Here is a 10,880-nt window from a genome sequence, read left to right as displayed (position 1 = left end):
AATTAACCATATAAATATCGAGGCGGACAGCCCTTAACGATTTTGATAATTTTGTACAATCCAGGTCTTATAATTCCCGCTTTTAACGTTTTCTACCCATGTCGTGTTTGCCAAATACCATTCAACTGTTTTACGAATCCCACTTTCAAATGTTTCCGCAGGTTTCCAGCCAAGCTCAAGTCCAATTTTCTCAGCATCAATCGCATAGCGGCGGTCATGGCCAGGACGGTCAGCAACATAGGTAATCTGATCGCGATACGACCCCTCTTTAGGCACAATCTCATCCAGCAGATCGCAAATCGTATGCACCACATCCAGGTTCTGCTTTTCGTTGTGTCCACCAATGTTGTACGTCTCCCCCGGTTTCCCTTGGGTGACCACGGTATAGAGTGCACGCGCATGGTCTTCAACATAGAGCCAGTCGCGGATTTGATCGCCCTTGCCGTAAATAGGCAGCGCTTTGCCGTCCAATGCATTCAGGATAACCAGCGGGATCAGTTTTTCCGGGAAATGGTACGGGCCGTAGTTATTTGAACAATTGGTGACAATGGTCGGGAAACCGTAGGTACGCATCCAGGCACGAACGAGATGATCGCTGGAGGCTTTTGATGCTGAATACGGACTGCTGGGCGCATACGCGGTAGTTTCAGTAAAGAGTGGCAACTCAGTTGATGCAGGATGCTCATCAGGATGCGGCAAATCTCCATACACTTCGTCGGTAGAGATGTGATGGAAACGGAACGCTTTCTTCGCCTGCTCATCCAGCATGGACCAGTACGCACGGGCGGCTTCCAGCAGCACATAAGTGCCGACGATGTTGGTTTCGATAAACGCTGCCGGGCCGGTAATGGAACGATCGACGTGACTTTCAGCGGCCAGGTGCATTACCGCATCAGGCTTATGCTTTGCAAAGATGCGATCCATGGAGTCTTTGTCGCAAATATCGGCATGCTCAAAGGCATATCGGTCGCTAGCACTAACTTCTGTTAGCGACTCCAGATTTCCGGCATAGGTGAGCTTATCTACATTGACGACATCGTCCTGGGTATTTTTAATAATATGTCGCACAACCGCTGAGCCGATAAAACCAGCCCCGCCCGTCACAAGAATTTTCACGTTATCTGTTCCGTCTAGTGTATATGTCTGGATACTGGGGTTCTGAAACCTGAGCGTTTATTAACGGTTTCAGAAATTGAGCACGCTACCGCCCCTGGCTTAACAGCTACCAGTGCACTGAGCGATGTTTGATTAAATGATTTTACTTGTCTGCTTACAGACAAAAACTGGCGTTAATTGTCGTCCTAAACGACCTCAGAAACAAGCACAAATCGCTACAAAGCTGCTGAGATTTGAATCAGATAACCCTATGTAATCATTGAAGTTAATAACAAAAAAACGGCAGTTATCATTTTGGTTATGTCTCAACACCAAAATGATAACTGCCGTTTGTTCTGGTCGTAGAAGGAATATCAGTCGTTGCCCAACAGCTTCTCAATCCGGTTTCTGAACTTCGCCCCTTCCTTCAGGTTACGCAGCCCATAGTTGACAAACGCCTGCATATACCCAAGCTTCTTGCCGCAGTCATAGCTGTCACCGGTCATCAGCATCGCGTCAACAGACTGTTTTTTCGCCAGCGCCGCTATTGCATCGGTCAGCTGGATACGGTCCCAGGCGCCTGGCTCGGTTTTTTCCAGCTCGGCCCAGATATCGGCGTTCAGAACATAACGGCCAACCGCCATCAGGTCAGAATCCAGCGTCTGCGGCTGATCCGGTTTTTCGATGAACTCAACGATGCGGCTCACCTGCCCTTCCGTCTCCAGCGCTTCTTTCGTCTGGATCACGGAGTATTCGGAGAGATCGCCCTTCATGCGTTTCGCCAGCACCTGACTACGGCCGGTTTCATTGAAACGTGCCACCATTGCCGCAAGGTTGTAACGCAGCGGATCGGCTGAAGCGGTATCGATGATGATGTCCGGAAGAACAACGATGAATGGGTTATCACCCACTACCGGACGTGCACACAGAATAGAGTGACCCAAACCCAGCGGCTGTGCCTGACGCACGTTCATAATGGTTACGCCTGGCGGGCAGATTGACTGCACTTCCGCCAGCAGTTGGCGCTTAACGCGCTGCTCAAGCAACGCTTCGAGTTCGTAAGAGGTGTCGAAGTGGTTTTCTACGGCATTCTTAGAAGAATGCGTAACCAGGACGATTTCTTTGATCCCTGCAGCAACAATCTCGTCGACGATGTATTGAATCATCGGTTTGTCGACGATCGGCAGCATCTCTTTAGGAATGGCTTTAGTGGCGGGCAGCATATGCATGCCCAGGCCTGCTACCGGAATGACTGCTTTCAAATTAATCATTATTTCTTCCACCTTAAAATGGTTGACGAATTATAGCTCTTAAACCTGTTTTCGCCAGCATGATTTGCCGTAATCCTCAGGCAATGTTACGCCTTAGCCCCACAAATTTCTGTAGTTGTAATCTGAATAGATCACACTTCTTTGCCAGGAATAGTCTCAAAAAAGGAAATTGCCGATTATCTGTGCGGAAGCGCAAAATTCAGCCTCTCCACATTCACTACCTGCTGATCCACCCGGTCAATATCCACCGAGCTCTGCCCTTTCTCATTTACCGCTTTGATGTTAGCCAGCGACAGCAAGGTCTCATCTTTGGCCATAAATTTGCCCCGCACATCTTTACGCAGGTCGAAGTTGATCTTCAGCGCAGGGCCAATGGCAGCTTCCTGCATCACATTGATATTGCGTAAAAAAAGATGCTGCGGTTTATTATGCAGCTCAAGCGTCGCCCGCTTCATCTCAACGTTGGTGATCGCTACAAAGGAGGTCGCGTTACCGGATGAAATTTGTATTCCGCGCAACTTATACGCAAGCTGACGATTATCGAGGTGAATATTGTTGAGCTTGAAGTTCTGGGGTATGGACAAATAATCACCTTTAATTACCCCATACCCGATTAACATTCCGGCACTATTGACCATGTCGACATTATCAATAATGAAATTATCACAGCCATAAATGGCGACCGTCGCATTGTCTATACCCGCCTTTTTACTGAAATCGGGGGTAATATTTTTTGCCTTAATATTGCGGATAACAAAGTGTTTGCCGTTCTCAACGTGCACCAGCTGGCGACAGTTGCTGCCGGTGATATTTGCCACCACGAAGTTCTTAACGGTTTGCTTTTCCGGGTAGTCGTTATCGTAGGTACTGCCGGCAAGGCCGATGCCGATGCCCCAGTTGATCTTGCCGTTAGTGCAGTTGATGTTATCGATCACATGATCGGAGATCAGGATATTGCGGTCATTGATGGCCACATTCCACTCGATCGCATCGCCCTGCAAATGGCTGAATTTGCTGTTGGTGATCCGGGCGCCGTCAACCTGATTGTGAAAGCCCTGGCGCAGGATGGCGTAGTTGGCCTGGCTCACGCTGATGTTATCAATCAGCAGATTGCGCATCACTCTGGGTTTCTTGCCGCCAATGTAGATCTGGGTCACCGGACCAAACCCGCTCATCGCCAGCCCTTTGATCGCACAGTCCGAGCCGCGAACGTCGAGCGTAATGTTCTCCGTGCGCCCGCCACCTTCACCAATCACTTTGCAGCCTTCCTGCAGCACAAAGCGGCCGCGTCCGTTGCCGGTTAACGCTCCGCGGATCAGCAGCGTTTTACCGTCGGGAATGAAAATGCCCGTATTAATGTTTTCACAGGTGAGTCCGGCCGGGACCACGACGGTATCACCGTCCTTAAACGCCTGCTTAAAAGCGGCGATCCAGTCGTTGTTATTGTACTGATTAATGGAGACCGTCTTTCCGCTTGCCGCCCGCGCGATGCGGGACGACAGCAGCGGCGTGGCCGCCAGAACGGAAAGAGAAGAGACAAAAGTGCGTCGGGTAATCTTTTTCAGCATACAACCTCGGCGTTACAGCGTTTGCAGCAGGCTCGCTAACTGGCGGTTAATCACCTGCTGGTTAAAATCGGTTTCAACTTTTTGTCGGGCATTGTGGAGCACGGGCTCCAGCGCCTGCTGGTCGATGTCGCTGAAGGCAGCTAATCGATCCGCAAGGGCCATCGCGTTATTCTCCGGCACCAGCCAGCCGGAATGGTCAGATTTGATCAGCTCAGGGATCCCGCTGTGCAGGGTGGATACCACCGGAATACCCACGGCCATCGCCTCCATCAGCGCCACCGGAATGCCTTCCATATCGCCATCCGCACCCGTGACTGAAGGCAGCAGGAACACGTCGGCCTCGTCGAGCATGGCCTTGACCTCGTGGCTCGGCTTGAAGCCCGGCATCTCCACGACATCGTCCAGTTGATACTGTTCGATAAGCGTGCGCAGACGGCGCTCCCACGGCCCGATGCCGAGAATGCGATAGTGGAACGCTACCCCGCGCGCTTTCAGCTGGCGGCAGGCCTCAATCGCCACGTGCAAACCTTTCTTCTCGGTCAGACGGGCCACGGAGATGATCTGCAGCGGTGTTCCCGGCACCTTAACCGGACGGCGGGTAAAGCGCGTTAAATCCACCCCCATACGCGACACGGCAATCTTCTCTCCCGGGCAGCCCATGCTTTTCAGCCGTCCTGCCCACAGGTCGCTGATGGGAAGCATCATGTCACCGCGGCGGAAAAGCTGCTGATACTCCGGCGTGTAGTGGTTCAGCACCTCGCGGCTGGAAATGTCGATACCGTGGAAAATGGTCGCAATTTTGCCGTCAATCACGCCCAACTCACGCAGTTTCGCGGCAGTAACGCCCGCAGGGCCAAAGTGGGCGATAAACACGTCGGCACGATACGGCTGTGCCGTTTGCCCGCAGATGGCCGACAGGATCAGATTGCGAGATTCCGATCCATAGCGGGAAACGTTCAGCGCCCGCCACGTCGACGCGCGATGGATCCCGCGCAACGTCTGGCTGGCCCGGTAGCGCAGCTTACTCAGCTTCCCGGCCGGTTCGTCCTGCAGCCAGCGGGTCTTCGCCTCCAGCCCATACTGGGTATACGCCGCATGGGTATTTTTGGTGTCGCCCTTCTGCAGGGCGACGATCTCCACGTCATATCCCATATCGATAAACGCGGTGATTTGGTTCAGTACAAAGGTCTCAGACGACAGCGGAAATTTCAGTAAGAAGAAACCAACCTTCATTTCCCCTCCCGCACGCGGTCAAGTACCGATTTCACCATGCCAATGCCCTTCTCTCGCTCGGCTTTCACCGCTACTGCCAGACGCTCGTTGATCGCAGGCAACTGGCCGAGGGTGTCGCCCACCATCGCACCGAGGGATCCGTCCAGCAGATGGCGAATATCCACGGCCATCTCCGGCATGCCAAGCTGCTGCATAATCCCGGCAGACTTGTGCTCATAGTTAATCGCGATGGCTGGGGTACCGAAGTTCATGGAGATAATCGCCGAGTGCAGACGGGTGCCGACGGTCAGGTCGCAGGCTGCGAGCAGCTTGCCCATCTCCAGGTCATTCAGCTCGTCCATCACCACGTGGTAGCGGGACGGGTCGTTCACCAGGTTGCGCAGGTTCAGCGCTACCATGCGGTCGTCTTTGTTGTAGCTGTCGATCCCGGTACAGGTTGAGAGCGCCAGCACCTGGTAACCGCTGTCCAGCACGCGGTTCACCACGTCGGCAAAGGCTTTCTCGTACGCCGCCTGGGTCGTGCCGAGGCGTTTATCAAACGGGGCCAGCTCGCGCAGGGTGATCGCGACGGTTTTCTGTTTCGCGGCTACGTCGAGCCAGTGCTGCACCGCGTAACTCGGCTGGAAGCCATCGTCCTGGTGATCCACCAGCCAGGCGGTGTCCACGCCATGCTCAACTTTTGAGGTGTCGATTTCGCTGCGCTTCATCATGTCGAGGCTGACCGACTCGCGCAAGATCAGCGCATCGCAGTGGCCAAACACATAATTTGCCAGCTGATTAAACTGCGGATCCTGGAATGGCCCCACGCTGTGGCCGATCATAAACAGCGGCTTTTTCGCCATGAACGTGCACAGCGCATGCTCAAACTGCGGGACGCCGTAGAGATCGACGAAGAACGAACCGCCGACCTGGATAATGGCATCATAGCCGGACAGCAGACGCACGAAATCCGTAAAGCCCTGCGCGATAGCGATGTTGCGCAGCTTGCCGGTATCGGTCACGCGGGAAAGCAGCACCTGATGCTGGTAGCGACGGCGCAGCACTTTCTTCACGCGCCCCATCACGCCCGCGGCGTTGTTATGCTGTTTCATCTGGCTATAGAGCGGGTCGCCCATCACCGGGCGGTTCAGTAACCAGGATGAGCTGACCGGATAACGGCTCATCACGTCCACTTCAGTCTCAGGCTTAAGGGTGTTAATTGCATCCAGTAAACCGCGCAGGATGGCGCTGTCGCCACGGTTGCCGCAGGTATGGTTGCCAAGAATTAATAATTTCATAATGGCCTCTTAAATAACTAGCCTGCGCGAAGCAGCGTTTTCATTTTTTCGTTACGGCAAAACTGGCGCTTCATCTCCACCACCAGCGCGTTGCGCGACAGCACAATCATCACGACGAACGCCAGCGCTCCCGCGGCAACCTGTACCGCCAGCAGCGCAGCCAGCGGCAGATGACCACTGAGGATGATGCCCAGGCCGTAGCTCACCGCCAGGGTCGGCAATGAGAGATAGAACGGCAGCCACAGGCTCAGGATGTACTGACGGTAGCTGGAGCCCAGCACCGGCTTGATCATGATGAAGTAGCTCAGAACGGTGTTGACTACCTGCACCAGCAGGAAGCCCAGCGTTACGCCGATGGCGCCCGCCATATGCCCGCCAACGATAATCGCCGGTATAAACAGGAAGGTTTTGAACACGTTGAACTTAAAGCTGATATCCACGCGCGCCTTCGCCATCAGAAGCGAGCCGATCGGATTCCCCACGGAGCGCAGCAGCCCCACCACGCACAGCAGCTGCAGGATCGGGATGATGCCGTTCCACTTCTCGCCAAACACCAGCGGCACGAAGTTGCTGGAAACCACCATCAGCCCCAGCAGCACCGGGAAGTTGATAATCCCCACCACGGAAAGCAGCTTGTAGAAATTAACGCGCAGCTTCTCGGTGTCGTCCTGAATTTTGGCGAACGCCGGGAACAGCACGCGGGTGATAATCGGGTTGAGCTTCATAGGAGGAACAACCGCGACGTTATAGGCCAGGTTGTAGCCCCCCGCCACGCTCGCGCCCAGGATACGCGCCAGCACCAGCGTCGAGAGGTTGGTGTTCACGTAGTTAATAATGCTGTCCGCCGTCAGCCACGCACCAAAGCGCAGGTTGGACGAGACGGACGCGAGAGAGAAGTGCAGTCCCGGACGGTAAATCTTGCGGCCAAAGTAGCCGAACAGCAGCGTACGCACGGCAGAGTTAACCAGATAACCGAGGATGGCGGTCATCGCCAGCGGCCAGAAATGGGCGCTCACCACGGTAAAGGTAAAGCCTGCCAGCACCGCGCTGGTCTCGATCATGCCAATCTTGTTGAACTCCAGCTCTTTCTGCATCAGCGCGCGGAACTGCTGCCCGTGAGGGATCACCACAAAGGCAAACGACAGCGTGCGCATCAGCGGAGCGAGATCCGGGTTGTGCAGCACGCTGGCGATGGTGTCGCTCAGCAGGAAGACCAGCACAAATACGAAAATCCCCAGCCCGACGTTCAGCCAGTAGAGCGTGGTCAGCTCGAGATGGCTGATCTCTTTACGCTGAATAATGGAGTTGGCGATACCAAAGTCAGACAGCGTGTCGGCCAGCGCGATGATCACCAGCGAGACGGTCAGCAGGCCGAACTGGTGATTATCAATAATGCGCGCCAGCACCGTCATCTGCACCAGGCCGAGGCCAATGATGACGATGGTCGCCATCGCTGACCACTTGGCGCCGCTGATGGTTTTTTCACGTAAGCTCATCTTAGTACGCCGCTTTGTTCACGAAGCCTTTGAAGATGGTCAGAAAAACAATCTTGATATCGAACCAGAGGCTCCACTCGCGGATGTACTCCAGATCGAACTCGATGCGTTTTTCCATTTTTTCCAGCGTGTCGGTCTCGCCGCGCCAGCCGTTGATTTGTGCCCAGCCGGTGATGCCCGGCTTCACCTTATGGCGCAGCATGTAGCCTTCAATCAGCGAGCGGTACTGCTCGTTATGCGCCACCGCGTGCGGACGCGGGCCAACAATCGACATGCCGCCGGTAAAGACGTTGATGAACTGCGGCAGCTCGTCCAGCGAGGTGCGGCGCAGGAAGTTCCCAACGCGGGTGACGCGCGGATCGTTCTGCGTCGCCTGGGTCACTACCTTGTCGTTCTCCATCACCTTCATGGAGCGGAATTTCCACACCATAATCGGCTTACCGTCCATGCCGTAGCGGGTCTGACGGAAGATAACCGGGCCGGGAGAGCTCAGCTTCACCGCCAGGGCAATGCAGCACAGAACAGGGGAAATAAGCAGTAAAATCAGCGAAGAGAGCACGATATCTTCCACGCGCTTGAGCACGCGGTTAATGCCCGACAGCGGCGTGTCGTACAGCGGTACCACCGGCACGCCGTTCACCTCTTCAATACGGGAGTGCAGGATGTTGAAGGTAAAGACGTCCGGGATCAGGATCACCGAGCAGGTGGTGTCCGCCAGCTCGCGCATCAGCTGCTTGATGCGGGATTCGTCCTTCATCTGCATGGCGATGTAGACGTTATGAATTTTGCCGGCCTTCGCGTCTTCAATAAGCTGCGCGTAATTCCCCGCCCAGTCCGCAGGCACGCCGCCCGGCTTCGCGTCGTGGTAAATCCCCACCACTTCGAACCCTAACCACGGCTCTTTGCGGAAGCTGTCGAGCAGCACCCGCCCGACCGGTAAATCTCCCGCCACGGCGACAAAACGACGGTTATAGCCACGGTTACGCAGCCAGCCCGCGCCAAAGCGGATCAGGGAACGGCACACGACCATGCCGACGCTGGTTAACAGGTACCAGCAGAGATAGGTCACGAAGCGGTTGTCAAAATCATGGCTGAACGCCACCAGACCCGCACTGAAGATCAGGCTCAGGGTCCAGTTCTGCAGCAACAGCATCAGTTCGGTAGTCATTTTCACGCCGCGCCACGAGCGGTAGAAATCGGTCATCCCGCCGATCATCTGAAACACGACCAGGGCAATCAGGGCCATCAGCAGATGCATATATAAGAACGGCAGCCCGCTGATCCGACACACCGCCCACAATCCACCGACCATGATGGTGATATCAGAAAAACGCTGCACCATAGAGATTAACGATGCATTCGTTCTCGCTCGTTCGCGTTTTTTTAGATTCGTCATCGTTGTTCCTTTATTCAACCAACACCCCACCCCTCACCCCGGCCCTCTCCCCAAAGGGGAGAGGGTGTTCAAGTTCCCTCTCCCCTTTGGGGAGAGGGTTAGGGTGAGGGGTAAGGTTTCGTATTACTGATTCAACAGCGCCAGAATGTCCTTTGTTCGGGCTTCCATCAGCGCCGTGTCAGCTCGGGACTCCACGTTCAGGCGCACCACCGGCTCGGTGTTGGACGAGCGCAGGTTGAAACGCCACTGTGGAAACGCCATGCTGATGCCGTCGGTACGGTCAATTTCCAGCGCGTGAAGGGCAAAGTGCTGCTCCACGCGGGCAATGGCCTCGGCCGGCTGCGCCAGCTTGCTGTTGATCTCTCCGCTCGCCGGGAACGCCGCCATGCGGTCGCGCACCAGCTCGCCCAGGGTTTTCCCCTTCAGGCACAGCAGCTCGGTGACCAGCAGCCACGGGATCATCCCGCTGTCGCAGTAGGCAAAATCGCGGAAGTAGTGGTGGGCGCTCATCTCGCCGCCGTAGATGGCATCTTCTTCGCGCATGCGCTCTTTGATGAAGGCGTGGCCGGTTTTAGACATCACCGGCGTGCCGCCCGCCGCGGACACCACGTCGACGGTGTTCCAGGAAAGGCGCGGGTCATGGATGATTTTCGCGCCCGGGTTTTTCTCGAGGAACGCTTCCGCCAGCAGGCCGACAATGTAGTAGCCCTCGATGAACTGCCCTTTCTCGTCGAACAGGAAGCAGCGGTCGAAATCGCCGTCAAAAGCGATGCCCATATCCGCGCCGTGCTCAATCACCGCGTTGCGGGTGTCGTCGCGGCACTCCGGCAGCAGCGGGTTAGGAATACCGTTCGGGAAATTGCCGTCCGGCGTGTTGTGTACCTTGACGAAGGTCACCGGCACGTTCAGCGCCTTAAAGCGCGCTTCCAGCGCATCCACCACCGGGCCGGCCGCGCCGTTACCGGAGTTGATCACCAGCTTCAGCGGCTTGAGGTTCGCCACGTTGATGTAGCCCAGCAGGTGGTCGATGTACTCTTTCTGCAGGTTGATTTTTTTATAGCTGCCGCGCTTCGCCTCATTCACCGGCGGGAAATCGTTAGCTTCCGCCAGACGCTGCACGTCGCGTAGACCGGTGTCGCCGCTGATCGGGCGGGCGCCCTTGCGCACCAGCTTCATGCCGTTGTAGTCCATCGGGTTGTGGCTGGCCGTCACTTCGATACCGCCGTCCACGCCCAGGTGGAAGGTGGCAAAGTAAATCTCTTCGGTTCCGGACAGACCGATATCCAGCACGTCCACGCCCGCGTCCTGCAGCCCTTTCGCCAGCGCCAGCTTCAGGGATTCACTGGTCAGACGCACGTCGCCGCCCAGCACGATGGTCTTTGGTTTTAAATATTCGCCGTACGCGCGGCCAATGCGCCACGCGATGTCTTCATTCAGCTCTTCGCCCAGCTTGCCGCGAATATCGTAGGCTTTAAAACAGGTTAATTTTTCCATGATGACCTCTTTTTCAGGCAACAGTTGGCCCTGACCACTTAATGGCCAAA

8 protein-coding genes are annotated in these 10,880 nt (G+C 55.4%); all 8 read right to left on the bottom strand.

The annotated features are described in order from the left end of the window. Positions 1-33: 33 nt before the first annotated feature. The gene (rfbB, locus tag AB8818_RS20715) at positions 34-1,116 is read right to left on the bottom strand and encodes a dTDP-glucose 4,6-dehydratase (protein ID WP_116338816.1); all 1,083 of its coding nucleotides are present in this window, start codon (positions 1,114-1,116) and stop codon (positions 34-36) included. Between the two features lie 353 nt (positions 1,117-1,469). Continuing rightward, the gene (galF, locus tag AB8818_RS20710; protein ID WP_116338814.1) at positions 1,470-2,366 is read right to left on the bottom strand and encodes a GalU regulator GalF; all 897 of its coding nucleotides are present in this window, start codon (positions 2,364-2,366) and stop codon (positions 1,470-1,472) included. A gap of 176 nt (positions 2,367-2,542) precedes the next feature. Further along, a complete protein-coding gene (wcaM, locus tag AB8818_RS20705; protein ID WP_116338812.1) occupies positions 2,543-3,934 on the bottom strand; it encodes a colanic acid biosynthesis protein WcaM in 1,392 nt (463 codons plus the stop codon). A gap of 12 nt (positions 3,935-3,946) precedes the next feature. Then, entirely contained in the window at positions 3,947-5,167 is a 1,221-nt protein-coding gene (wcaL, locus tag AB8818_RS20700; protein WP_116338810.1) for a colanic acid biosynthesis glycosyltransferase WcaL, read from the bottom strand. Continuing rightward, positions 5,164-6,444 (bottom strand): colanic acid biosynthesis pyruvyl transferase WcaK, encoded by a 1,281-nt coding sequence (gene wcaK, locus AB8818_RS20695; RefSeq protein ID WP_116338808.1) that lies wholly within the window; start codon positions 6,442-6,444, stop codon positions 5,164-5,166. Before wcaK ends, wcaL begins: the two co-directional genes overlap by 4 nt. 17 nt (positions 6,445-6,461) lie before the next feature. Then, the gene (gene wzxC, locus AB8818_RS20690; protein WP_023336265.1) at positions 6,462-7,940 is read right to left on the bottom strand and encodes a colanic acid undecaprenyl disphosphate flippase WzxC; all 1,479 of its coding nucleotides are present in this window, start codon (positions 7,938-7,940) and stop codon (positions 6,462-6,464) included. A 1-nt stretch (position 7,941) separates the two neighbouring features. Then, the gene (gene wcaJ, locus AB8818_RS20685) at positions 7,942-9,336 is read right to left on the bottom strand and encodes an undecaprenyl-phosphate glucose phosphotransferase (protein ID WP_061097677.1); all 1,395 of its coding nucleotides are present in this window, start codon (positions 9,334-9,336) and stop codon (positions 7,942-7,944) included. Positions 9,337-9,459: 123 nt separating this feature from the next. Then, positions 9,460-10,830, bottom strand: coding sequence for a colanic acid biosynthesis phosphomannomutase CpsG (gene cpsG, locus AB8818_RS20680; RefSeq protein ID WP_166711719.1), 1,371 nt, complete (start codon positions 10,828-10,830; stop codon positions 9,460-9,462). Positions 10,831-10,880 lie beyond the last annotated feature (50 nt).

The sequence above is a fragment of the Enterobacter sp. KB-280D8 genome (assembly GCF_041399405.1).
GTDB classification, from domain to species: domain Bacteria; phylum Pseudomonadota; class Gammaproteobacteria; order Enterobacterales; family Enterobacteriaceae; genus Enterobacter; species Enterobacter cloacae_N.
Note: the sequence above shows the minus strand (reverse complement) of the source record. Positions and strands in the feature narration are given on the sequence as shown.

What these genes read in the sequence shown, in the direction of transcription:
- galF (WP_116338814.1), bottom strand. Translation starts at nt 2,366, where the DNA reads ATGATTAATTTGAAAGCAGTCATTCCGGTAGCAGGCCTGGGCATGCAT.
- wcaM (WP_116338812.1), bottom strand. Translation starts at nt 3,934, where the DNA reads ATGCTGAAAAAGATTACCCGACGCACTTTTGTCTCTTCTCTTTCCGTT.
- wcaL (WP_116338810.1), bottom strand. Translation starts at nt 5,167, where the DNA reads ATGAAGGTTGGTTTCTTCTTACTGAAATTTCCGCTGTCGTCTGAGACC.
- wcaK (WP_116338808.1), bottom strand. Translation starts at nt 6,444, where the DNA reads ATGAAATTATTAATTCTTGGCAACCATACCTGCGGCAACCGTGGCGAC.
- wzxC (WP_023336265.1), bottom strand. Translation starts at nt 7,940, where the DNA reads ATGAGCTTACGTGAAAAAACCATCAGCGGCGCCAAGTGGTCAGCGATG.
- wcaJ (WP_061097677.1), bottom strand. Translation starts at nt 9,336, where the DNA reads ATGACGAATCTAAAAAAACGCGAACGAGCGAGAACGAATGCATCGTTA.
- cpsG (WP_166711719.1), bottom strand. Translation starts at nt 10,830, where the DNA reads ATGGAAAAATTAACCTGTTTTAAAGCCTACGATATTCGCGGCAAGCTG.